Source organism: Arthrobacter sp. NPDC055585 (assembly GCF_053619115.1).
Genome location: NZ_JBSHIT010000002.1, coordinates 23,593 through 45,829, shown reverse-complemented (window position 1 = coordinate 45,829; position 22,237 = coordinate 23,593). Strand labels below are relative to the sequence as shown.

The 22,237-nt window shown below is 64.7% G+C and carries 25 protein-coding genes; 14 read left to right on the top strand and 11 right to left on the bottom strand.

Annotation, left to right across the window (positions count from 1 at the left end):
- The first annotated feature begins 162 nt into the window (after positions 1 to 162).
- Positions 163 to 2,085, top strand: coding sequence for a translational GTPase TypA (gene typA, locus ACWGQ2_RS03980; RefSeq protein ID WP_325789162.1), 1,923 nt, complete (start codon positions 163 to 165; stop codon positions 2,083 to 2,085).
- Positions 2,086 to 2,161: 76 nt separating this feature from the next.
- Positions 2,162 to 2,596, top strand: a complete 435-nt coding sequence (locus tag ACWGQ2_RS03975; protein ID WP_452014594.1) for a hypothetical protein — start codon at positions 2,162 to 2,164, stop codon at positions 2,594 to 2,596.
- On the opposite strand, the gene ACWGQ2_RS03970 is transcribed toward ACWGQ2_RS03975, so the two are convergent.
- On the bottom strand, positions 2,593 to 3,111 hold the full coding sequence (locus tag ACWGQ2_RS03970) for an ArsR/SmtB family transcription factor (protein WP_452014592.1): 519 nt from the start codon (positions 3,109 to 3,111) through the stop codon (positions 2,593 to 2,595). The genes ACWGQ2_RS03975 and ACWGQ2_RS03970 overlap by 4 nt on opposite strands.
- Positions 3,112 to 3,142: 31 nt before the next feature.
- Positions 3,143 to 3,391, bottom strand: a complete 249-nt coding sequence (locus tag ACWGQ2_RS03965) for a hypothetical protein (RefSeq protein ID WP_452014590.1) — start codon at positions 3,389 to 3,391, stop codon at positions 3,143 to 3,145.
- A 124-nt stretch (positions 3,392 to 3,515) separates the two neighbouring features.
- Here ACWGQ2_RS03965 and fdxA point away from each other — a divergent pair, with 124 nt between their 5' ends.
- The 3 genes from fdxA (at position 3,516) to ACWGQ2_RS03950 (ending at position 6,470) form a co-directional block, all read left to right on the top strand.
- Positions 3,516 to 3,836 carry a ferredoxin gene (gene fdxA / locus ACWGQ2_RS03960; protein WP_452014588.1) on the top strand — a complete coding sequence of 107 codons (321 nt, stop codon included), beginning with the start codon at positions 3,516 to 3,518 and terminating at the stop codon, positions 3,834 to 3,836.
- Entirely contained in the window at positions 3,836 to 4,990 is a 1,155-nt protein-coding gene (gene dapC / locus ACWGQ2_RS03955; protein WP_452014586.1) for a succinyldiaminopimelate transaminase, read from the top strand. The genes fdxA and dapC overlap by 1 nt, the downstream gene beginning before the upstream one ends.
- 187 nt (positions 4,991 to 5,177) lie before the next feature.
- Positions 5,178 to 6,470 carry a citrate synthase gene (locus tag ACWGQ2_RS03950; RefSeq protein WP_422402202.1) on the top strand — a complete coding sequence of 431 codons (1,293 nt, stop codon included), beginning with the start codon at positions 5,178 to 5,180 and terminating at the stop codon, positions 6,468 to 6,470.
- A 138-nt stretch (positions 6,471 to 6,608) separates the two neighbouring features.
- Here ACWGQ2_RS03950 and galE read toward each other — a convergent pair whose 3' ends face one another.
- The 3 genes from galE to dapD are packed head-to-tail and all read right to left on the bottom strand — an operon-like array spanning position 6,609 to position 9,549.
- Positions 6,609 to 7,628, bottom strand: a complete 1,020-nt coding sequence (galE, locus tag ACWGQ2_RS03945; protein ID WP_452014584.1) for a UDP-glucose 4-epimerase GalE — start codon at positions 7,626 to 7,628, stop codon at positions 6,609 to 6,611.
- A 49-nt stretch (positions 7,629 to 7,677) separates the two neighbouring features.
- Positions 7,678 to 8,553 (bottom strand): hypothetical protein, encoded by an 876-nt coding sequence (locus tag ACWGQ2_RS03940; protein WP_452014582.1) that lies wholly within the window; start codon positions 8,551 to 8,553, stop codon positions 7,678 to 7,680.
- A 24-nt stretch (positions 8,554 to 8,577) separates the two neighbouring features.
- Positions 8,578 to 9,549: a 2,3,4,5-tetrahydropyridine-2,6-dicarboxylate N-succinyltransferase gene (gene dapD, locus ACWGQ2_RS03935; protein WP_452014580.1), complete on the bottom strand. Its 972-nt coding sequence runs from the start codon at positions 9,547 to 9,549 to the stop codon at positions 8,578 to 8,580.
- Between the two features lie 33 nt (positions 9,550 to 9,582).
- Here dapD and dapE point away from each other — a divergent pair, with 33 nt between their 5' ends.
- Positions 9,583 to 10,677: a succinyl-diaminopimelate desuccinylase gene (dapE, locus tag ACWGQ2_RS03930; protein WP_452014578.1), complete on the top strand. Its 1,095-nt coding sequence runs from the start codon at positions 9,583 to 9,585 to the stop codon at positions 10,675 to 10,677.
- 80 nt (positions 10,678 to 10,757) lie between these two features.
- On the opposite strand, the gene ACWGQ2_RS03925 is transcribed toward dapE, so the two are convergent.
- From ACWGQ2_RS03925 to ACWGQ2_RS03910, 4 genes are all read right to left on the bottom strand, one after another.
- Positions 10,758 to 11,630, bottom strand: coding sequence for an amino acid ABC transporter permease (locus ACWGQ2_RS03925; RefSeq protein ID WP_452014576.1), 873 nt, complete (start codon positions 11,628 to 11,630; stop codon positions 10,758 to 10,760).
- The gene (locus ACWGQ2_RS03920) at positions 11,627 to 12,301 is read right to left on the bottom strand and encodes an amino acid ABC transporter permease (RefSeq protein WP_325789145.1); all 675 of its coding nucleotides are present in this window, start codon (positions 12,299 to 12,301) and stop codon (positions 11,627 to 11,629) included. Before ACWGQ2_RS03920 ends, ACWGQ2_RS03925 begins: the two co-directional genes overlap by 4 nt.
- A 99-nt stretch (positions 12,302 to 12,400) precedes the next feature.
- Positions 12,401 to 13,240 carry a glutamate ABC transporter substrate-binding protein gene (locus tag ACWGQ2_RS03915; RefSeq protein ID WP_452014574.1) on the bottom strand — a complete coding sequence of 280 codons (840 nt, stop codon included), beginning with the start codon at positions 13,238 to 13,240 and terminating at the stop codon, positions 12,401 to 12,403.
- An 81-nt stretch (positions 13,241 to 13,321) separates the two neighbouring features.
- Positions 13,322 to 14,071 carry an amino acid ABC transporter ATP-binding protein gene (locus ACWGQ2_RS03910; RefSeq protein WP_452014572.1) on the bottom strand — a complete coding sequence of 250 codons (750 nt, stop codon included), beginning with the start codon at positions 14,069 to 14,071 and terminating at the stop codon, positions 13,322 to 13,324.
- A 179-nt stretch (positions 14,072 to 14,250) separates the two neighbouring features.
- Here ACWGQ2_RS03910 and ACWGQ2_RS03905 point away from each other — a divergent pair, with 179 nt between their 5' ends.
- The 5 genes from ACWGQ2_RS03905 (at position 14,251) to ACWGQ2_RS03885 (ending at position 18,065) form a co-directional block, all read left to right on the top strand.
- Positions 14,251 to 15,021: an LOG family protein gene (locus ACWGQ2_RS03905; RefSeq protein ID WP_452014570.1), complete on the top strand. Its 771-nt coding sequence runs from the start codon at positions 14,251 to 14,253 to the stop codon at positions 15,019 to 15,021.
- A gap of 35 nt (positions 15,022 to 15,056) precedes the next feature.
- Positions 15,057 to 15,500 (top strand): DivIVA domain-containing protein, encoded by a 444-nt coding sequence (locus tag ACWGQ2_RS03900; protein WP_452014568.1) that lies wholly within the window; start codon positions 15,057 to 15,059, stop codon positions 15,498 to 15,500.
- On the top strand, positions 15,497 to 16,087 hold the full coding sequence (locus ACWGQ2_RS03895; protein ID WP_452014566.1) for a DNA-3-methyladenine glycosylase I: 591 nt from the start codon (positions 15,497 to 15,499) through the stop codon (positions 16,085 to 16,087). Before ACWGQ2_RS03900 ends, ACWGQ2_RS03895 begins: the two co-directional genes overlap by 4 nt.
- Positions 16,088 to 16,270: 183 nt before the next feature.
- Positions 16,271 to 16,438, top strand: coding sequence for a DUF3117 domain-containing protein (locus ACWGQ2_RS03890; protein ID WP_082413265.1), 168 nt, complete (start codon positions 16,271 to 16,273; stop codon positions 16,436 to 16,438).
- Positions 16,439 to 16,670: 232 nt separating this feature from the next.
- Complete coding sequence (locus ACWGQ2_RS03885) at positions 16,671 to 18,065, top strand: leucyl aminopeptidase family protein (RefSeq protein ID WP_452014564.1); 1,395 nt, start codon at positions 16,671 to 16,673, stop codon at positions 18,063 to 18,065.
- On the opposite strand, the gene ACWGQ2_RS03880 is transcribed toward ACWGQ2_RS03885, so the two are convergent.
- Positions 18,062 to 18,706 (bottom strand): O-methyltransferase, encoded by a 645-nt coding sequence (locus ACWGQ2_RS03880; protein ID WP_452014562.1) that lies wholly within the window; start codon positions 18,704 to 18,706, stop codon positions 18,062 to 18,064. The two genes, ACWGQ2_RS03885 and ACWGQ2_RS03880, sit on opposite strands and share 4 nt — an antisense overlap.
- A gap of 348 nt (positions 18,707 to 19,054) precedes the next feature.
- Between ACWGQ2_RS03880 and sigE the strand changes: the two genes are divergently transcribed.
- The 3 genes from sigE to ACWGQ2_RS03865 are packed head-to-tail and all read left to right on the top strand — an operon-like array spanning position 19,055 to position 21,077.
- Complete coding sequence (gene sigE / locus ACWGQ2_RS03875) at positions 19,055 to 19,666, top strand: RNA polymerase sigma factor SigE (protein WP_452014560.1); 612 nt, start codon at positions 19,055 to 19,057, stop codon at positions 19,664 to 19,666.
- A 5-nt stretch (positions 19,667 to 19,671) separates the two neighbouring features.
- Entirely contained in the window at positions 19,672 to 20,583 is a 912-nt protein-coding gene (locus ACWGQ2_RS03870; RefSeq protein WP_452014558.1) for an anti-sigma factor family protein, read from the top strand.
- 50 nt (positions 20,584 to 20,633) lie between these two features.
- The gene (locus ACWGQ2_RS03865; RefSeq protein ID WP_452014556.1) at positions 20,634 to 21,077 is read left to right on the top strand and encodes a Sec-independent protein translocase TatB; all 444 of its coding nucleotides are present in this window, start codon (positions 20,634 to 20,636) and stop codon (positions 21,075 to 21,077) included.
- A 29-nt stretch (positions 21,078 to 21,106) separates the two neighbouring features.
- Here ACWGQ2_RS03865 and ACWGQ2_RS03860 read toward each other — a convergent pair whose 3' ends face one another.
- The gene (locus tag ACWGQ2_RS03860) at positions 21,107 to 22,210 is read right to left on the bottom strand and encodes a P-loop NTPase (protein ID WP_452015343.1); all 1,104 of its coding nucleotides are present in this window, start codon (positions 22,208 to 22,210) and stop codon (positions 21,107 to 21,109) included.
- Positions 22,211 to 22,237 lie beyond the last annotated feature (27 nt).

The window sequence follows — 22,237 nt, the reverse complement described above, 5'->3', positions numbered from 1 at the left end:
AACGACTAGAATGGTATGGTGCCCGCTGACGGCGGCCTCTCGGTGACTTCTTACACGTGTGTTCCAACGCAGCATTTGTACAGAACTGCCGGATTCTCCGGATCGATTCCGGACCACTGTGAATTATCCCCGAACTGTTACCTATGAATTGAGTCTTCACGCATGTCAGAAACCAACACGGCTGTAAACAGCGCAGTGCGTAGCGATCTCCGCAACGTTGCTATTGTGGCCCACGTTGACCACGGCAAAACGACCCTCGTCGACGCCATGCTCAAGCAGACGAACTCCTTTGCTTCGCACGGAGATGTCGAAGAACGCGTGATGGACTCAGGTGACCTGGAACGTGAAAAGGGCATCACCATCCTGGCCAAGAACACCACCGTGTTCTACAACGGTCCGGCTGCCAACGGCGAAACCATCACCATCAACGTGATCGACACCCCCGGCCACGCGGACTTCGGCGGAGAGGTCGAGCGCGGCCTGTCCATGGTTGACGGCGTTGTGCTGCTCGTCGACGCCTCCGAGGGCCCGCTGCCGCAGACCCGTTTTGTGCTGCGCAAGGCGCTGGCCGCCAAGCTTCCCGTGGTGCTGCTGGTCAACAAGACCGATCGCCCCGACGCTCGCATCGACGAGGTTGTCAGCGAATCCATGGACCTGCTCCTTGGCCTGGCCTCCGACCTCGCGGACGAAGTTCCCGACCTGGATCTTGACCTGGTCCTGAACGTACCCGTTGTCTACGCCGCCGCTCGCGTCGGTGCAGCCTCCCTGGAGCAGCCGGCAGACGGCCAGGCTCCGGCGAATGACAACCTGGAACCGCTGTTCAAGACCATCATCGACCACATCCCGGCTCCGACGTACGATCCCGAAGGTGTCCTTCAGGCTCACGTCACCAACCTGGATGCTTCCCCCTTCCTGGGCCGCCTGGCGCTGCTGCGCATCTTCAACGGCACCCTGCGCAAGGGGCAGCAGGTTGCCTGGGCCCGCCACGACGGCACCCTGAAGACCGTAAAGATCACCGAACTGCTGGCCACCAAGGCACTTGAGCGTGTTCCGGCGGAGTCCGCAGGCCCCGGCGAGATCGTCGCCGTCGCCGGCATCGAGGACATCACCATCGGTGAAACGCTCACCGACGTGGAGAACCCGAAGCCGCTGCCGCTGATCACCGTGGACGATCCCGCGATCTCCATGACCATCGGCATCAATACCTCCCCGTTGGCCGGCAAGGTCAAGGGAGCCAAGGTCACCGCCCGCCAGGTGAAGGACCGCCTGGACAAGGAACTGATCGGTAACGTCTCCCTGCGCGTGCTGCCCACCGAGCGTCCGGATGCCTGGGAAGTCCAGGGCCGCGGCGAGCTCGCCCTGGCAATCCTGGTGGAGCAGATGCGCCGCGAAGGCTTCGAACTCACCGTCGGCAAGCCGCAGGTTGTTACCAAGCTGGTTGACGGCAAGGTCCACGAGCCGATGGAACACATGACCATCGACGTGCCCGAGGAATACCTTGGCGCCGTGACGCAGCTGCTGGCAGCCCGCAAGGGCCGCATGGTCAACATGGCCAACCACGGCACCGGCTGGGTCCGCATGGAATTCATCGTTCCCGCCCGCGGCCTGATCGGCTTCCGCACGCGCTTCCTCACGGAAACCCGCGGCGCCGGCATCTCCGCTTCCATCGCCGAGGGCTACGAGCCGTGGGCCGGTCCGATCGAATACCGTACCAACGGTTCGATGATCGCTGACCGTGCCGGCGTCGTCACCCCGTTCGCCATGATCAACCTGCAGGAACGCGGTTCGTTCTTCGTGGAGCCGACCTCCGAGGTTTACGAAGGCATGATCGTCGGCGAGAACTCCCGCGCCGATGACATGGACGTGAACATCACCAAGGAAAAGAAGCTCACCAACATGCGTGCAGCTTCCTCGGACACCTTCGAGAACCTGACCCCGCCGCGCAAGCTGACGCTCGAGGAGTCCCTCGAGTTCGCCCGCGAGGACGAGTGCGTGGAGGTCACCCCGGAGGCTATCCGTATCCGCAAGCTCATCCTGGACGCCAACGAGCGCGCCAAGGCCAACCGCGCCCGCGCAAAGGCCTAGTCCAATCGTCCAGTTCCAGGCACCAGGCAACAGAGTCCCGCGCTGGCGGGGCCCTGTTGCCGTGGTGCTTGGTGCCTTGGCTGCCGGCATCCTGGGAACGTCACTGCACGCCCAGGTGCTGTACGCAGGGGATACCCCGCTGCCGCTGGGTGCTGTCGGCGCGCTGGTCTTCAGTGCCGCCGTCGCAGTCTTTGCCGGGCTGTGGGCACGTTCGGTGGCCGTCAGCGCCGCCACCGGCGTGCTGACCTATGTCCTGCTTGGTGCGTTCTCCCTGGATATGTTCAGCGGTCCGCTGATCGTCACGGGGACGTCCTCCGGGCTGGACCTGCCGGTTGTTACCGCCGGGCTTATCTGGCTATTTGGCCAGTCTCTGGCGACAGTGGCAGCGGTCCTGGTGACCGCCGTCGTGCTCCGGCGGGAAGCCCGCTATGAGCGTGCCTCTGCTGCGAACCCGGTGCTGCCTTACGGGACGGACCCGGGTTACCGGCCGGGCCCGGGCCCGGCCGGCTAGGCGGCTCCTGAAGCCAGCCGTTCGCTGGTGCGGTCCAGGTGATGGGCCAGCATCAGGGATGTAGGTGTGCCGTCCGGATCCGGACCACGCAGTGCATAATCGTCGAAAACCGCCCGCAGCTTCTCCATGAGCACGCGGCGGTTTTCCTCGTTAAGGCACAGCCCCATGCGCACCACTTCAATGTCAGACGGGGGCAAACCTTCGATTTCCTGCAGGAATGTCTCAATGAAGACCATGTTGGCGCTCTCCGGCAGGGACGCTTTCCAGCTCAGTCCCGTGGCGCGGTAGGGGATCTCCTTGGCGCCGCGGTTGCCGCTGCGGGGTGTGCCGGCCGCGAGGAATCCGGTGCCCAGCAGGGTCCGCACATGGTGCAGTGCCGTCGCGGGGTTCAGCTCCAGTGCCTCGGCAATTTCCTGATTGGTACGGTCCGCGTGAAGGCACAAACGCAGGATCCGCAGGCGGACAGGGGAGCTCAGCGCTCGTCCCCGGGCCTGAATCACATCATCCTTTGGCATCAACCCAGCATACGCCGGGCCGGGCGGCGGCCTAGGCCGGGCTTTGGGGGGACCGCGGCCTGCGGCGTTCCGGTGCCGGCGGCACCGGTTTTCCCGCCGTCACCAGGGACCACTGGATGGTCACCGGGCCGCTCCGGGTCTCGATGGTGCACCCCTCGGCGTCCAGGGCGGTGATGGTGCCCAGAGCATCCGTCAGGCCTCCCTCAATGCGGTAACGCACGACGGCGCGCTGCCCGGTTCCGGCTGCACGCAGCCGCTCCTCGGGGGATGGGGTTCTCACCGTTACATAGTACGCGGCACCCTCCCGGCTGGGAGATAATGGTACGGACTACTAACGTGGAAGCATTACCTCGTGGAGATCTGCGGCTACGCGGAAATCCGCACACCAAGGAAGGCAAAGGGACGTGACGTACGTAATTGCGCAGCCATGCGTGGATGTAAAAGACAAGGCATGCATCGAAGAGTGCCCCGTGGACTGCATCTACGAAGGTGAACGTTCCCTGTACATCCACCCGGATGAATGCGTGGACTGCGGTGCCTGTGAACCCGTGTGCCCGGTTGAGGCCATCTACTACGAGGACGACACCCCTGAAGAGTGGGCCGACTACTACAAGGCCAACGTCGAGTTCTTCGATGACCTGGGTTCCCCCGGCGGCGCCGCCAAGCTTGGCAACACACACAAGGATCACCCGATGATCGCCGCCCTGCCGCCGCAGAACCAGTAATGAGTACCAAGGCCTCCGGCGGTTTTGGCCTGGATCTTCCGGAGTACCCCTGGGAAGCCATGGCACCCTACGTGGAGCAGGCTTCCGCCCATGCTGACGGCGCCGTGAACCTCTCAATCGGCACACCGGTGGATCCCACCCCGGATTTCATCCAGGCTGCCCTGGCCGCTGCTGCTGACGCGCCGGGTTATCCCACCACGCACGGTACGCCCGCGCTGCGGCAGGGAATCGCCGACTGGTTCGCCCGGCGCCGGTCGGTGCCGGGACTGGACCCGCAGGACATCATGCCCACCGTTGGTTCCAAGGAACTGGTGGCCTGGCTGCCGCTGCTGCTCGGGCTGGGCGCCGGCGACGTCGTCGTCCGTCCCACCGTTGCCTACCCGACCTATGACATGGGTGCCGTGCTGGCCGGCGCAACGCCCGTGGCCGCCGATGACCTCTCCGAACTCGATGAGCAGACCCGGGCGCGCGTCCGCCTCGTCTGGATCAACTCTCCCGGAAACCCGACCGGCAGCGTCCGCAGTGCGGAATCTATGGCGGCCCTGGTGGACCAGGCCCGTGCACTCGGTGCGGTTGTTGCATCGGACGAGTGCTACGCCGAACTCGGCTGGGGCGAATGGGACACCGCACGCGGCGGGGCCCCGGTTCCCTCCGTCCTGGACCCGCGGGTCAGCGGCGGCAGCAACGAGTCGCTGCTGGCCGTCTATTCGATGAGCAAGCAGTCCAATCTGGCCGGTTACCGCGCGGCTTTTGTGGCCGGGGACGGCGCGATCATCGCGAACCTGGTCAACAGCCGCAAGCATGCCGGGATGATTGTCCCCGCACCCGTCCAGGCAGCGATGCTCGCAGCCCTCTCGGATGACCGGCACATCGCGGAGCAGAAGGACAAGTACCGGGCACGGCGCGAACTTCTGGTTCCGGCGCTGGAAGCCTTCGGACTCAAGATCAGCAGCTCCGAAGCAGGTCTGTACCTCTGGGCGACCGCAGGTGAGGACACCTGGACCACGGTGGAACGTTTTGCCTCCCTGGGGATCGTTGTGGGTCCGGGGGTCATCTACGGAGACGCCGGTGCCGGCTACATCCGGGTGGCGCTCACCGGCAGCGACGAACGGGTCGCAGCCGCTGCACGGCGGCTGGCGGAAGCTGCAGGCTGATTGGCCGGTGGCATTATGCACTGATGTTGCGCTTGCACAACAACATGGCTGCCGATTAGTGGTATCCCCCGGTAACCCGGTAGCGTTTTAGCGAAATAGATAAAAGCACGAATGTGTTCTATGGGCGCTCTTCTCACGAGGATGCGGGCCCGTAGCAGTGGGTTCTTCAAACTCCTGAAGGAGAAACATGACTGAGCGACCAAGTGCCGAACTGCACTATGGGACCGACCCTGCGGACAAGCTTGAGCTGCCCCGCATCGCGGCCAAAGAAGGCAACGACGGTTTTGACGTATCGAAGCTGCTGAAGCAGACCGGCACCGTTACTTTTGACCCCGGTTTTATGAACACCGCGGCCACCACCTCGGCGATCACCTACATCGACGGCGATGCCGGAATCCTGCGCTACCGCGGGTACCCGATCGAGCAGCTGGCCAAGCACTCAAGCTTCCTCGAAACCTCCTACCTGCTGATCTACGGGAACCTTCCCACCCCGGCAGAGCTCGAGGCCTTCGATCACCGGATCCGCCGCCACACCCTGCTGCACGAGGACCTCAAAGGCTTCTTCGGCGGTTTCCCGCGCGACGCCCACCCGATGCCGGTGCTTTCCTCCGCCGTCAGCGCGCTCTCCACCTTCTACCAGGACTCGCTGGATCCCTTCGACGAGGAGCAGGTGGAACTCTCCACCGTGCGCCTCATGGCAAAGCTGCCGGTGATTGCGGCCTACGCCCACAAGAAGAGCATCGGCCAGCCCATGCTCTACCCGGACAACTCCATGAACCTGGTGGAGAACTTCATGCGGCTTTCCTTCGGCCTGCCGGCTGAGCCGTATGAACTGAACCCGAAGCTGGTCAAGGCCCTGGATCTGCTGCTCATCCTGCACGCGGACCACGAGCAGAACTGCTCCACCTCGACCGTGCGCCTGGTCGGCAGCTCCAACGCCAACATGTTCGCCTCCATTTCCGCCGGCATCAGCGCGCTCTTCGGCCCGCTGCACGGCGGCGCCAACGAGGCCGTGCTGAACATGCTGCGGGACATCCAGTCCACCGGCATGCAGCCGGAAGACTTCATGGAGAAGGTCAAGAACAAGGAAGACGGCGTGAAGCTCATGGGCTTCGGGCACCGCGTCTACAAGAATTACGATCCGCGCGCCAAGATCGTCAAGGCCACCGCACACGAGATCCTCGCGGACCTGGGCGGCAATGACGAGCTGCTGGACATCGCCATGCGCCTCGAAGAGAAGGCCCTCGCGGACGACTACTTCATCGAGCGCAAGCTTTACCCGAACGTAGACTTCTACACCGGCCTGATCTACAAGGCGATGGGCTTCCCGGAGAAGATGTTCACCGTGCTCTTCGCCATCGGCCGCCTCCCGGGCTGGATCGCCCAGTGGCGTGAAATGATGCAGGACCCGCAGACCAAGATTGGCCGTCCGCGCCAGCTGTACACGGGCCTTCCGGAACGCAACTACCCGGAGCGCTAAACCCGGCAACTTCTTAAAGGACGGGCCCGCTTCCTCAGCCATGAGGATGCGGGCCCGTCCTTTTCCGCTTCGCGAGAGGCCAGTTACGGCTCCTCTGAAGCCTCAAAGGAGCCGTAACTGGCCTCTCGGCGGTTGAGGCTAGGCCTGTGCGGCGTAGCCCTGCGGGTTCTGCTTCTGCCAGTTCCAGTGGTCCCGGCACATGTCGTCCAGGGACCGGCCGGCAGACCAGCCCAGTTCTGCCAGGGCCGCAGAGGGATCGGCGTAGCTTACTGCGGCATCTCCCGGGCGGCGCGGAGCGAACTCATAAGGAACTTCCCGTCCGGCTGCCTTGGAGAACGCGGCCAGGACCTCCAGGACCGAAGAACCGTTGCCGGTGCCGAGGTTCCAGCGCTTGACCCCCTTGCGTGCTGCGATGTAATCGAGCGCGGCGAGGTGGCCGGCAGCAAGGTCCATCACATGGATGTAGTCGCGCACACCAGTGCCGTCCGGGGTCGGGTAGTCATTGCCGAAGACCATGACCTTGTCCCGGCGTCCCACGGCTACCTGCGCCACGAAGGGCAGCAGGTTGTTGGGGATACCCGTGGGATCTTCTCCGATGCGACCGGATTCGTGCGCGCCAACGGGGTTGAAGTAACGCAGCAGGGCGATGCTCCAGCGCTCGTCCGAGGCGCCGAGGTCCGCGAGGATGTCCTCGATCTGTTCCTTGGTGCGTCCGTAGGGGTTTACGGCGTCCATCGGCATTTTCTCCACCAGAGGCACCTCTTCGGACGCTCCGTACACGGTGGCTGAGGAGCTGAAGACAATGGTGCGTACGTCATGCCGGTCCATGGCCGCCAGCAGGTTGAGCGTGCCGGCAACGTTGTTGCGGTAATAGTGGAGCGGCTTGGCCACGGATTCGCCCACGGCCTTGAGCCCGGCGAAGTGGATGACAGCTTCGGGGGAGTGCTCGGTGAAGATCGCTTCAAGCGCCTGGGGATCCAGCAGATCAGCCTGCACGAACGCAGCGGTGCGCCCGGTGAGTTCCTGGACCCGGTTGAGGGATTCAGTGCTGGAGTTGGCGAGGTTGTCCATCACAACGACGTCGTGCCCCGCGTTCAGCAGCTCAAGCGTGGTGTGGGACCCGATGTAGCCGGTTCCTCCGGTGACTAGTATTCGCATGCTTCCAGCCTAGTGGGTCCGCCGGGCAGGAGTGTGTGCAGGCCGGCCGCTAGCCCTGGCCTACTGACACCGGTGCAATATGGATGGCTACCTGGGTGGAAGGAGCATCGGAGGCAGTCCATTCTCCGCTGCCCCGGGTCCAGGTTCTGGAGTCATAGGACACTTCGTTGATGTTCAGCGCCTTCGCATTTGCCACGGCCCACTGGGCGAGTGACCAGCCGTATTCTCCTGATGCGCCTAGTACCAGCACCTCGCCAAGGACCATAGCCTGCTGCTCACCGTAGAGCGCAGACACAGCTGCAAGAACAGCGTTCGGATCTCCCGGTGCCTGAGCGGGATTGAGCGTACAGGCGAGGGCAGCAGGTGACTGGCCGGTCAGGGCTGAGGCGAATGCCCTGCCTTCCGGCTCGTGGTCTGCGTATGCGTCCGGGAAGGCGCTTCGCTGCACGGTCTGGGCGGCAACCGTGATGGGCAGATCCTGGTAACCGGGCACCTGAACCAGGGCGTCATAGAACGCGTTAGCTGCGTATACCGGGTCCATGATCTGCTCCTGCGAGCCCCAGCCCTGTGAAGGGCGCTGCTGGAACAGGCCGCGTGAATCCGGGCCGGCTTCATCCCCGTAATCGAGGTTGCGGAGCCCGGATTCCTGCACTGCCGTGGCCAGGGCGATGGACGCCGCCCTCGGCGGAAGGCCGCGGGTGACGGCAACGGCCGTGATGGTGGAGGCGTTGACGGCCTGGTCCGGGTTCAGGGACCAGGAAGCGCCGCTGACTGTTGCCGTGCAGCGTTCGCGCACCGGGCGCTCCTCATTCCGGTTGATGGCCAGGACCAGGAGGCAGAGCAGAACTGCCGCCGCGGCTGCGGCAGCAAGAAGCAGCACGCTGATGCGTCTGCGCCGTGCCGCAGGCTGCACGGTGCGGGCCACTGCCCTGCCTCCCTAGTCCGGGTCCTAGTTCGCGTGCAGGGCTTCGTTCAGCTCAACGGTACGGGCCAGCCGGGGGAGGGCTTCGACGGCGCCGGTGGAGGAGTTGCGGCGGAACAGCAGGCCGGGAACGCCGGAGAGATCTGCTGCCTTGACGGTGCGGACCTCGTTGGTTTCGGGGTCTGAGACGCTGACACGGGTGCCGGCCGTGATGTAGAGGCCGGCCTCCACAACGCTGTCGTCTCCGATGCTGATGCCTACACCGGAATTGGCGCCCAGGAGCACACGTTCGCCGATGGTGATCCGCTCCTTGCCGCCGCCGGAGAGGGTGCCCATGATGGACGCGCCGCCGCCGACGTCGGAGCCGTCACCGACAACTACGCCGGCCGAAATCCGGCCTTCTACCATCGAGGTGCCGAGGGTTCCTGCGTTGAAGTTGACGAACCCTTCGTGCATAACGGTGGTGCCTTCGGCCAGGTGTGCACCCAGACGGACGCGGTCTGCGTCGGCGATGCGCACGCCGGTGGGCAGGACGTAGTCCACCATGCGGGGGAACTTGTCCACGCCGTAGACGGTGACCGCGCCGCGGGCGCGCAGCCCAACGCGGACCTGGTCGAAACCTGCCACTTGGCAGGGGCCGAAGTTTGTCCACACAACGTTCGGGAGCACACCGAAGATGCCGTCAAGGTTGATGGTGTTCGGAGCTGCGAGGCGGGCGGAGAGGACATGCAAGCGGAGATACGCGTCGGCGGTTGCTGCCGGCGCCTCGTCAAGGTCGATCTGGGTTTCGACGACCTCGCCGCGCGTTCCCCGGACCTCGTCAGCCATGGCCTCTGCGGTTTTCCCGAGTTCGGCTGCCAGCGCGGCGTCGTTCTCCAGGGTGCCAAGGGCGGGACGGGGGTACCAGACATCCAGGACCGTGCCGTCTGCGGCTACGGTGGCCAGTCCGAGACCGGACGCGGTGCGTGGGGTGGGGGCTGAGGAAGTGCTTGAAGTCATGGGTTCTACTCTACCGAGCGGTAGTCTGGAGCGGTGACCGTATTACCTGCCAAACCCCTGAACCTGCTCGACGACGTCGCTGACCTGACCGCGGCGCTGATGGACATTGAGAGTGTGTCCGGTAACGAGGCCGCCATTGCAGATGCCGTCGAAGCGGCCCTGCAGGGCCTGGACCATCTGGAAGTGGTGCGCGACGGCGACTCCGTGATGGCCCGCACCAACCTGGGCCGCAGCGAAAGGGTGATCCTGGCCGGACACCTGGACACCGTCCCGCTGCCGACCGTCCCGGGTTCCCGCGGAACCGTACCCTCGAGCTGGGACGGGGAGGTTCTTTACGGGCGGGGTGCCACAGACATGAAGGGCGGCGTCGCCGTCCAGCTTGCGCTTGCCGCCGGCCTCACGGACCCCAGCCGGGACATTACCTTCGTCTTTTACGACCATGAGGAAGTAGATGCTTCCCTCAGCGGCCTGGGCCGGCTGGAGAAGTCATTTCCGGAGTGGCTGAAAGCTGATTTCGCGATTCTTCTCGAGCCCACGGACGGAACCGTGGAAGGCGGCTGCAACGGCACCATGCGGTTCCAGGCCCGCACTACCGGCAAGGCTGCACACTCGGCCCGGGCTTGGATGGGGGAGAACGCAATCCACGGCGCTGCCGAGATTCTCGTGCGGCTGCGGGACCATCAGCCGGCCACCGTCCGGGTTGAAGGACTTGATTACCGCGAATCCCTGAACGCCGTGAAAATCCATGGCGGAACCGCTGGCAACGTCATCCCTGATTCGGCAGTGGTGGAGATCAATTACCGCTTCGCCCCGGACAAGGACGTGGCCCAGGCTGAGGCATATGTACGGGAACTGCTGGACGGTTTCGACCTGGTTCGCACCGACGCTTCCGCCGGTGCGAGGCCGGGCCTGGACCGGCCCGCTGCCGCGAGCTTTATTGAGGCCGTGGGAGCCGAGCCCAAGCCGAAGTACGGCTGGACCGACGTCGCCCGGTTCAGTGCCCTGGGCATCCCGGCCGTGAACTTCGGACCCGGCGACGCACTGCTGGCCCATTCCGACAATGAGCACGTCAGCGCCGGGGCCATCCGCCATTGCCTGCGCGCGCTGGAAACCTGGCTCGCTTCCTAGCGGCCACCTCATCGAGATAACAGAAAGTGCCCTTTAGAAGCTTCTAAAGGGCACTTTCTGTTATCTCGATGCGGTGAGGACTACTTCGCGGGTGCAGGAACCCCTTCAGGTTCAACAGCGTCGTCAGCCTTGAGCAGGGTTCCTGCACGTGCCCCAAGCCGGCGGGAGAGCCGCTGGGCCACGAAAGTCAGAATCATGTTCAAAACAATGAAGATCGCCGCCGTGACGAGCAGCGCCGGCAGGATGTTGCCTTCGCCGGAGGCTAGCCTGCGGGCGTAGCCAAGCAGCTCGGTGTAACCAATGAAGGTACCCAGTGCCGAGTCCTTCAGGATGACCACGAACTGGCTAAGCAGGGCCGGGAGCATGGCCACCAGGGCCTGCGGCACCTCTACGATGCGCAGCGACTGGCTGCGGGTGAGGCCAATCGCCAGACCTGCCTCACGCTGGCCCTTGGGCAGGCCGAACACACCCGAGCGCACCAGCTCGGCAATCACGGAGCCGTTGTACAGGGTCAGTGCCAGGACCACGGCCACGAACGGCACGTCCGAGGAGGGGACCGGCGTGGACTTCGAGAGGAACTGGTAGAAGAAGATCATCATCAGCAGTACCGGCACGGCGCGGAAGAACTCCACGATCACGCCGGCCACCCAGCTGATGGCCTTCACCGAGGAAAGCCGTCCAAGCCCGAAGACCAGGCCGAAGACGATCGAGGTGACGATCGCGACCCCTGCCGCCTTCAGCGTCTCAAGCAGGCCGGGCAGCATGAAGTACTCCCAGGTGCGGCCCTCGACGAAGGGATCCCACTTGGCGGCGTCGAACTGGCCCTTCTCGGCCAGGCCGTTCACGATTACGGCCAGGACGCCGAGGATAAACAGCACACCCAGGATGTTGCCGACCATGATGCGGCGGCGCGCCCGGGGTCCGGGGGCGTCAAACAGGACACTTTGGCTCATCGTGCCACCGCCAGTTTCTTCGAGGCCCAGGTTGTCAGCAGGCCGATGGGGATCACGATAAGCACGAAACCAAGTGCGAAGGTCAGGAAGATCTGCGTCATGAGATCAGGCCGGAATTCGATCATGGTCTTCATCAGCCCGGAGGCTTCAGCCACCGATGCTACAGCGGCGACAGTGGTGTTCTTCGCCAATGCAATCAGGACATTGCCCAGCGGGGCAACGGCACCGCGGAAAGCCTGCGGCAGGATGATCAGCCAGGCCGCGGGCAGGAAGGACAGGCCGATGGAGCGGGCCGCTTCGGCCTGGCCCAGCGGCACGGTGTTCACGCCGCTTCGGATTGCCTCACAGACAAACGCTGCGTGGTAGACCGAGAGGGAGAGGACGGCGAGCCGGAAGAAGTTGAGGTTGAAATCGCTGGAGAGGCTGACCTGGAGCTGGGACCAGAGAGCCAGGGTGCCGAAGACCATGATGATGGTCAGCGGAGTGTTCCTGAAAATGTTCACGTAGGCGGTGCCGAACCAGCGCAGGCTGGCGATCGGCGAAATACGCATCACGGCCAGGATGGTGCCGAGCACCAGGGACCAGATTGCGGCCCAGAATGTCAGTTGGATGTTGACCCAGAAGGCCCCGACGACGTCGTATTCGCCGAAGAGCTCGAGGAAACCTTCCATATGTCACCTCTTCCGTAAAAATATATGGAGCGGAGTTCGGGGCAGGGCCGCAGCCCTGCCCCGAACGTTGCCGCCGAAACCTAAGCGGAGGCGGGCCGCTTAGGCGCAGGCGTCCATGGTCGGCGGGTTCAGCTCGGCGTTGAACGTGTAGTCAGCGCCTTCAGTGTTCTTCTTGATGGCTTCTTCCCACGCGCCGTCTTCGATCATCTTCTCGATGGCAGCGTTGATGTCTTCACACTTGTCGCTGTCCTTCTGGATGCCGACGCCGTACTTCTCTTCGGAGAAGGTGTTGCCGACAACCTTGAACTGGCCCTTGTTGGCGTCCGTGGAAGCAAGGCCGGCGAGGATGATGTCATCGGTGGTGACGGCGTCAATGGCGCCGCCCTGCATGGCCGTGACGCACTCGGCGTAGCTCGGCTGTTCAACCAGCTCTGCTTCGTTGGCCAGGGTGTCCTTGACCTTCTGTGCTGAGGTGGAACCGGTGACCGAGCACAGGATCTTGCCGTTGAGGTCTTCCGGGCCCTTGATCTCGGAATCGTCGGCGCGTACCAGCAGGTCCTGGCCGGCAACGAAGTACGGTCCGGCGAAAGCGACCTTTTCCTTGCGGGTGTCCGTGATGGAGTAGGTCGCGAAGATCATGTCGACCTGGTCATTTTCGAGCATGTTCTCGCGCTGGGCGGAGGGGGTCTCGATCCATTCGATCTGGTCTTCGCCGTAGCCGAGTTCGTTGGCTACGTACTTGGCCACATCCACGTCGAAGCCGCTGTAGGAGCCGCCCTCGTCGAAGCCGAGGCCCGGCTGGTCGAACTTGATGCCTACACGGATGGTCTCACCGTCGCCGGAATCAGCCGAATCGGTGCCGGAGTCGCCGCCGCAGGCGGACAGGGTCAGTGCGGCAGCTGCTGCCATGGCGGCAACTGCGTAACGGGTATTGCGCATTTTTTCTCCTTGCATTGCGGCCGGAGGCCCGTGGGGGCCCGCAGCCTTGCCTCAAAGGGTGGGTGAAAAACCGGTGGCGCCTTAGTGGGCGAGGATCTTGCCGAGGAAGTCCTTGGCCCGGTCGCTCTTGGGGTTGGTGAAGAACTCTTCCGGTGCAGCCTGCTCAACGATCTGGCCGTCAGCCATGAAGATCACGCGGTCTGCTGCCTTGCGGGCGAAGCCCATTTCATGGGTCACCACGATCATGGTCATGCCCTCCTGGGCCAGCTCCACCATGGTGTCCAGGACTTCGTTGATCATTTCCGGATCAAGGGCCGAAGTCGGCTCATCGAAAAGCATGACCTTCGGCTTCATTGCCAGCGCCCGCGCGATTGCGACGCGCTGCTGCTGGCCGCCGGACAGCTGCGCGGGCAGCTTATTGGCCTGGTTGTCGACGCCGACGCGCTTGAGCAGCGCCATCGCCTTCTCCTTGGCCTCAGCGGACTTGGTCCGCTTGACCTTGATGGGGCCCAGGGCCACGTTGTCCAGGATGGACTTGTGCGCGAAGAGGTTGAACGACTGGAAAACCATGCCGACGTCGGCACGCAGCTTGGCGAGTGCCTTGCCCTCTGCAGGAAGTGCCTTCCCGTCGATGGTGATCTCGCCGTCGTCAATGGTCTCGAGGCGGTTGATGGCGCGGCACAGTGTCGATTTGCCGGACCCCGAGGGGCCGATCACCACAACTACTTCGCCGCGCGCCACATCAAGGTTGATGTCCCGCAGCACATGGAGGTCCCCAAAGTGCTTGTTTACGTTCTTCAGCGAGACGAGGGGGCCTGCTTGCTCAGGCACCGGCTGCCCTGATGTTGTGTCACTGGTCATAGGTAGAAGATAGCGAACAATTCAACCCCCGGTGTCCCCGATCACTCTGACGTGGACAAATCGTGACTCAAGAGAAACCAAATGACACCGGCCCCGCCCGGGGATGCACGATGAGGTGCTCATCACGCCTGTGACGCTAGCCTTGGTAGATGGCTATCAGCGACGAAGAAGGCTTCACCCGTCCGGCATCGGCGAAACGACGCGGCCCGGTGGAACTGCGCCGGGGGCAGGCCCGTGTTCCGCAGTCGGACCGGTTCCTGCTCGACAGCGCAGACGGAACGAGTTTTACCCACACTGATCCCTGGCGGGTGCTGCGGATCCAGAGCGAGTTCGTTGAGGGCTTCGGCACGCTCTCCGAGCTGGGCCCGGCGGTGAGTGTGTTCGGTTCGGCGCGGAGCCTGCCGGGCTCACGCTGGTATGAGACCGGTGAGGCCGTGGGGCGCCTGCTTTCAGAAGCTGGTCTGGCCGTGATCACCGGCGGCGGCCCCGGTTCCATGGAAGCGGCCAACAAGGGCGCAGTGGAGGCCGGGGGAGTCTCTGTTGGGCTGGGCATTGAACTGCCCTTCGAAACCGGTCTCAACGACTGGGTGGATCTGGGCATCAACTTCCGCTATTTCTTCGTGCGCAAAACCATGTTCGTGAAGTACGCACAGGGATTCATTGTGCTGCCGGGCGGTTTCGGAACCCTTGATGAGCTTTTCGAAGCGATGACCCTGGTCCAGACGCAGAAAGTGACATCGTTCCCGATCGTGCTGATCGGCACGGACTTCTGGGCGCCGCTGCTGGACTGGGTGCGCGGAACGCTGCTGGAAGAGGGAATGATTTCCGCCAAGGACCTGGAATTGGTGCATGTTGTTGATGACCCGGCCGAGGCCGTGAAACTCATCATCGCTGACAGTGCGGGGCACCTCTCGCTCTGACCGCCGGCGGACACATCTGCGACGATGGTCCGGTGATGATCCTGCTTGCGTTCCTTGGAATTGCCGCTGTGGGTGCCGTGGCGGTGTTTGCATCCGGCCGGATTGGTGCGCGGCGCCGCGGCGCTGAAGACACCGGGGTGTACCGTGCCGTGCCTGCAGACGTGCTTGGTGAACCTGATGCGCGGCTTCCTCCGGTGCTTCTTCCGGAGAACCCCGGTGCGGCGGACATAGCGGACCTGAAGTTCTCCGTGGCGCTGCGCGGATACCGGATGGATGAAGTGGACGAGGTCCTTCAAAAGCTGGCCTCCGCGCTGCTGGAGCGTGATGCCGCCCTGGCCCAGCTGCGGGAGCCGGAGACCCTGAACCGGCAGGAGGGCCAGGCGGAGCATGCCGGGCCGGAGACCCGTACGCAGCCGCGCACTGGCCGCCATGCCCTGGTGCAGCCGCGGGAAGAGGGCACCGGGCGGCAGGAACCGTGAGCGCTGCGCTTGCGGGTCCGGACGGGCGGCTGCGCTGCCCCTGGGCGCTGGGCAGTGCGACGTATCTGGCTTACCACGACAACGAATGGGGTCGGCCGGTACACGGGGAGAACGCGCTCTTCGAGCGGCTGAGTCTTGAAGGGTTCCAGGCCGGGCTGAGCTGGATCACCATCCTGCGCAAACGTGAAGCCTTCCGCAGTGCCTTCGCAGGCTTTGATCCGCACACCGTAGCCGGCTTCGGCGAGGCAGAGGTGGCTTCGCTGATGGGCAACCCGGAGATTGTCCGCAATGAGGCAAAAATCCGCGCCACGATTCAGAATGCACGGGCCCTGCTGGCGCTGCCGGACGGTGAAACGCTTGCCGCCCTGCTGGAAAAACACCGCACCCCGCTGCGGCCGGCGCCGCTGGACACTGACGACGTACCGGCAGAGACCGAAGAGTCCCGCAGCCTGTCAAGGGAACTGCGGCGGCGGGGCTTCAGATTCGTGGGCCCGGTGACCGCATATGCGATGCTGCAGGCCACCGGATACGCAAACGATCACCTCGCTGCATGTGAATTCCGGTCCATTCCTGAACCTCCCGCGTAATCCCCGTCACCTGCGACATGTGTCCTCAGACACACCGAAATTTCGCCTGCTTACGGTTTGTGCGGAATAATGGCACCAAATGCCGCTCGGCACCCTAACAACCATGGGGGCGCGCGCGGCAGCAGGAACGGTGATTACTCGGGGAATAACCCCGCAGTGCACTTTTGAAAGGGGAACTTCAAGATGGCTGCGATGAAACCGCGTACGGGTGATGGACCTATGGAGGTCACCAAGGAAGGGCGCAGCCTGATCTTGCGGGTGCCCATCGACGGCGGCGGACGGCTTGTCGTTGAACTGAATGCTGAAGAAGCGGGCAAGCTCAAGGAATGCCTCCTCGGCGTCACCAGCTAGGCTGGGTGCATGCGTCCTTCCAGGCAGAATTCAAAGCCTGCGGGTGCCCCCGGGGCACCGCGCAGGATGTCCATGACAAGGGTTTCCGGGATCGCTCCATTGGCGGAGCGTCCCGGGGATCCGGACTCAGGCCTATCCCCGAAGCCGGAGGAAGGCGTTGACGTCCTCGCCGTTGCCATAGCGCCCGGGCCGTCCGGGGACCGGGCGGTTCCCGAACCGCGGCGGGGGGGCAGTGGAAGCTGCCGTGCGCTACGGGATCGACGTCGCCGCACGGGCCGAGGCCGCCGGTGTCACCGGCAAAGCGGGGGAGCACCTCGTTGTTGAACCGCCGCGGGGATCCACCGACCTGCCCGGCAAACTCATCTATCTGGGTGTGGGGGATGAATCCCACCAGAGCCTGCGGCGAGCCGGTGCCAGCCTGGCCCGTGCCACCTTCGGCGCCCGGAAGATCCGGATGAGCGTGATTGATTCTTTGACCGCTCAGGCACAGCAGGCGTTCCTTGAAGGCTTTTTCCTGGGCGGTTACCGTTCACCACGGACCGGGCTGGAAAAGCCCGGAAAACCGATGGCTGAGGAAATGGAAGTGACCGGCCTGGCGCCGCAGGCCCTGGAACTTGCGGAAATCTCTGCACGTGCAGCATGGCTGGCCCGGGACCTGACCAACACTCCACCGGACACTGCGACGCCGGAGTGGATCGCAGCGCAGGCTTCTGCCGTGGCAGCCGCCCACGGCCTGGACGTGGAAATCCGCGATCCGCAGGCACTTGCGGCCGAAGGTTTCGGCGGGCTCACCGCCGTCGGCTCCGGCTCGGCCAACGGACCGCGCCTGGCCCGCATCACTTACCGGCCGGATGGCTCCGCCGCGGCGGACCGCGTGGTTCTGGTGGGCAAGGGCATCACCTTTGACTCAGGGGGCATCTCCCTGAAACCGCGCGAATCCATGCCGGCAATGAAAATGGACATGGCAGGATCCGCCGTGGTCCTTGCTGCCGTGCAGGCCGCCGCTGAACTCCAGGTTCCGTTCGAAGTGACCGGGCTGCTGGCACTTGCCGAGAACGCCCTGGACGGAGCTTCCTACCGGCCCGGTGACGTTGTGCGCATTTACAACGGGACCACGGTGGAAATCGGCAACACGGATGCGGAAGGCCGCATGGTGCTTGCCGACGCGCTTGCTTTCGCGGTGCAGAAGCTGAAGCCCACGGCGCTGATCGACGTCGCAACGCTGACCGGTGCCGCGATGGTGGGGCTGGGCAAACGCCACGCTGCTCTCTTCGGCAATGATCCGCAGCTGCTCAGCGCACTGGAAGCTGCCGCCAGCAGCAGCGGAGAGCCGCTCTGGCAGCTGCCCCTGGTGCCCGACTACGACTATCTGCTTGAATCCGATACCGCGGACCTGGCCCATGTTGCCCCCGTTGGGGCCAAAGCCGGAGGCGGAGCAATCCTCGCTGCACTCTTCCTGGAGAAGTTTGTCGACGGAACACCCTGGATCCACCTGGACATCGCCGGACCCATGGAAGTCTCCTCGGATACCCATGAGTACTCCAAAGGAGCTACGGGCTTTGGTGCCAGGCTGCTGATTTCGTTCCTGCGCGCGCGGGCTGCGCGGGCGCGGGCCGAAAACGCCTAACGGGCCGGTGCCGTCTTTACCGCCAGCTGAAGTCCGTCGCCGGTGGGCAGCAGCGCTGAGACCAGGGAATCGTTGTCCCGGATCAGCCGGCCCACCTGGCGCATGGTCACCGTCAGCGGCTCGCGTGCAGCCGGATCGGCTACCCGCCCATTGTCCAGCGCGCCGTTGATAATCAGCAGCCCGCCCGGTTTCAGCAGCCGCACCGCCTGTTCGGCATAGAGCAGGAAGGACGGCTTGTCGGCATCGACGAATACCAGGTCGTACGCATTGTCCGTCAGCCGGGGCAGCACTTGGGCGGCACGGCCGGAAATGGTACGGGTGCGGTTGCCGGGAATACCGGCTTCCGAATAGGCCAGTCGGGCCGCGCGCAGATGGTCCACGTCCGAGTCAATGGTGGTCAGCACCGAACCGGCGCCCAGGCCGCGCAGCAGGCAGACGCCGGAGACCCCAGCACCGGTTCCGATCTCCACCACCGTCTGGGCTTTGGACGACGCCGCCAGCACGGTCAGCGCCGCACCCACCCCGGAGCTGACCGGGGTGACACCGAGTTCATGGGAACGTTCGCGCGCGCGGAGCAGGACTTCATCCTCGAACGGCAGTCCCTCCGTGTAGGACCACGTGCTCTGCTTGTCGGCGCTCATGGGTGCACTGTCTCTTTCTTCGAATCATCCAGAAGTTTTGCGCGTGCCGGAAACGCCGGAGAAAACAGGCGGGGCGCCGCGGGTTCCGCGGCGGACACTGCGGCACTACAAGCTTAAGGCCACCGAAGCGTTATTCCGCCCAGCCGGGCACCGTGCGCCGTACCGCGGAGCCGGAGTGCGCACAAAGACTGCCCGCCTCCACTTGTCTCCCTCCACAGGGCGTGCTAACAGCGAACTCCCAGAAATATGCGCAAACATGGATGGTGAACCTACTGACGATCACCAGCCTGCAGGCGTGCACGGCCGACTGCTGCGGGCCGCAGATTACGTTGCGAAGGGAGGAAGACCGTGACGGGGACACTGGACGTTGCTGCTGAAGCATCCGCGGAAACTGACTGGGTGCGTCCGACCTGGCAGGAAGTGGTGGAAACCCATTCTGCCAAGGTGTATCGCCTGGCCTACCGGCTAACCGGCAACAAGCACGACGCCGAGGACCTCACCCAGGAAGTTTTTGTCCGCGTCTTCCGCTCCCTCGCGAACTTCCAGCCCGGAACCCTGGACGGCTGGCTGCACCGCATCACCACCAACCTGTTCCTGGACCAGGCGCGGCGCCGCAGCCGCATTCGGTTCGACGGGATGAGCGAAGAAGCAGAGAGCAGGCTTCCCAGCCAGGGCCCCGGACCGGAGCGCAGCTTCGAGTTCAACAACCTGGATGTGGACATTCAGCGCGCCCTGGAGGAACTGCCGCCGGACTTCCGCGCCGCCGTCGTCCTCTGTGATCTGGAAGGCCTCTCCTACGACGAGGTCGCGCATGCCCTCGGCGTGAAGCTGGGCACAGTCCGCTCCCGCATCCACCGCGGCCGCAGCATGCTGAAGGAAAAGCTGGCGCACCGTGACCCGGCCCAGCGCCGCACCCCCTCAGTAGGACTGAAGCTTCCCCGCGTGGCAGGAGCCAGCTAGAGCATATGCGCCACCCCAAACGCCATCTCCGCGAATTCCTGGACGAGGAACTGCCGGCACGCAGACGTGCCGCCGTCCAGAACCATCTTTCACGCTGCGTTGCATGCCGCTGCCAGGTGGAGGAAGAACGCCGGCTGCGCAGCCGGCTGAAGGCAATGAAGGTGCCCTCCCCGCGGGAAGACCTGGCCAGCCGGATCGTGGCAGACGGAGCCGCTGCCGGCGAGTTCCAGGCGCCGGCCGGCCGGGAGCGCGGACGCTATGCCGTGGCGATCGGCGGAATCCTGACGATGGTCTCAGGCTTTGTGCTCGCCGGTGCCTATGTGCTGGGAAGCCTCGCCGAGGAACCGCTCTCGGCTCCGCAGCAGGCACACCTGATGGCCGGCTGGAACCAGCTTGCAGAGCAGCGGAGCCTGTCCAGCGAAGAAGTCGAACACCTGCGCGCCGCCGGATGGTCCTGCCCGGAACTCACCGAACTTGGCTTTACGCTCGCCTCGGCGCGCACCCTGAAGGTAGCGGGACATCCCGCCGTGGCCCTGGAGCTGACCCGCAACGGGGAGAGCATCACGCTCTACGAGCAGCGTCCGCGGCAGGGAGACGCCAACCCCCGGGTCCTGCACGCCGTCAGCGGCAAACCCGTGGAGGAAGAGGGATTCAGCGCGCCCTCCGGTGCGCCGGCGACGGCCCCCCGGATATGGCGTGATGAGGACCGGCCTGGCGAGGCAGTGCTCTCTGCGCGGAATGTTACTTACACTTTGGCCACTTCGGTCCCGGAAGAAACCCTGTCTTCAGTTGTGGGAGAACTCTCCCTCAGCGAGTCCGCCCGCCTGCTGGTGCCCGCCAGGGACGCGGATTCGGGCGCTGTTGACCGGGTTATGCACGGCCTTGCACTGCTCGCCGGTGCGGGACGTTCACTTTGAGTCCACGTTCAAAGTGGCCCTCGTCCAGCCGGAAAAGGTAACCTTCAAAAGTGTTCGGAATTAACGGCTATGAGCTGATCATCCTGGCGATCCTCGCCGTGGCCATTCTTGGTCCCGAACGCCTGCCTGAGTACGCTTCCCAGCTGGCCCGGCTGGTCCGCGAGCTTCGCCGGATGGCTACCGGTGCGCGGGAACAGCTGCGCGAAGAAGTCGGCCCGGAAATTGACGACGTTGACTGGCGCAAACTGGATCCCCGCCAATACGATCCCCGCCGGATTATCAAGGAAGCGCTGCTCGACGACGTTGAGGACGCCGTCCGCCCGGCCACTGCCCGCAGCAATGGATCCGTCCGCCCGGCTGCGGCCCGCACCGGAGCCGAATCCCCGGCCGCCTCTGCACCGGTACGCACTGCAGCAGCGCCGCCGCCTCCCGTGCAGCGCATTGAACGCCTGGCCGAAGGCGAGCCTGCACCGTTCGACGCCGAGGCCACGTAGGTTCATCCCCCGCTGCCGTGCTGCTGCGCCTAGCCGCGCGGAGTCACCGAAAGATTGAGCCCGGACAGGCCCCGCGGCCTTCCCGCCAGTTCCGCTGCGATCCGGCGGAGTTCGCCCCCGGCCGTATCCGGACCGGCAGCAGCTTCATCCAGGACAACCGGAAGACCGGCATCCCCGCCTTCGCGAAGGCGCACATCCAGCGGAATGCTGCCCAGCAGCGGAACGTCATAGCCGAGGATGGACCCCAGCCGTTCGGATACCAGGGCGCCGCCGCCGGAACCGAAAAGCTCCATGCGCTCTCCGGTGGGCAGGACCAGCCAGGACATGTTCTCGATGACACCGGCCACCTTCTGGCCGGTCTGCGCCGCCACCGTACCGGCACGCTCCGCGACCTCCGCTGCGGCCGCCTGCGGCGTGGTCACCACCAGAATCTCTGAAGAGGGCAGCAGCTGCCCGACCGAAATCGCGATGTCTCCCGTCCCCGGAGGCAGATCCAGCAGCAGCACGTCCAGGTCACCGAAATAGACGTCGGTGAGGAACTGCTCCAGGGCACGGTGCAGCATGGGTCCGCGCCAGGCAACCGGCTGGTTCTTGTCCAGGAACATGCCAATGGAGATCGTCTTGATGCCGTACGCCACCGGCGGCAGGATCATCTCGTCAACCCGAGTGGGCGGTGCCGTAATGCCGAGCAGGCCCGGGACGGAGAAGCCGTGCACATCGGCGTCGACCACTCCCACGCGCAGCCCGGAGGCAGCCATCGCCGCGGCCAGGTTAACGGTCACAGTGGACTTGCCCACCCCGCCCTTGCCGCTGGCAACGGCATAAACCTTTGTCAGCGAGCCCGGACGGCTGAACGGGACGCCGCGGGCACCGCCGGGACCGCGCAGCTTCTCCTTGAGTTCCTCACGCTGTGCCGGGCTCATCACGTCGAGATCGACGTGCACGGAGGTGATGCCGGGAACGCCCGCCAGCTCGCGTTCGACGTCGGCCGTAATGGTTCCGCGCAGCGGACAGCCTGCGATGGTGAGCAGGACACCAATGCGGGCGCTGCCGGCGTCGTCGACCTCCACGCTGCGCAGCATGCCGAGTTCGGTGATGGGACGGCGCAGCTCGGGGTCGATGACCCGTTCCATGGCCGCGCGGGCCAGCTGGGCCAGATG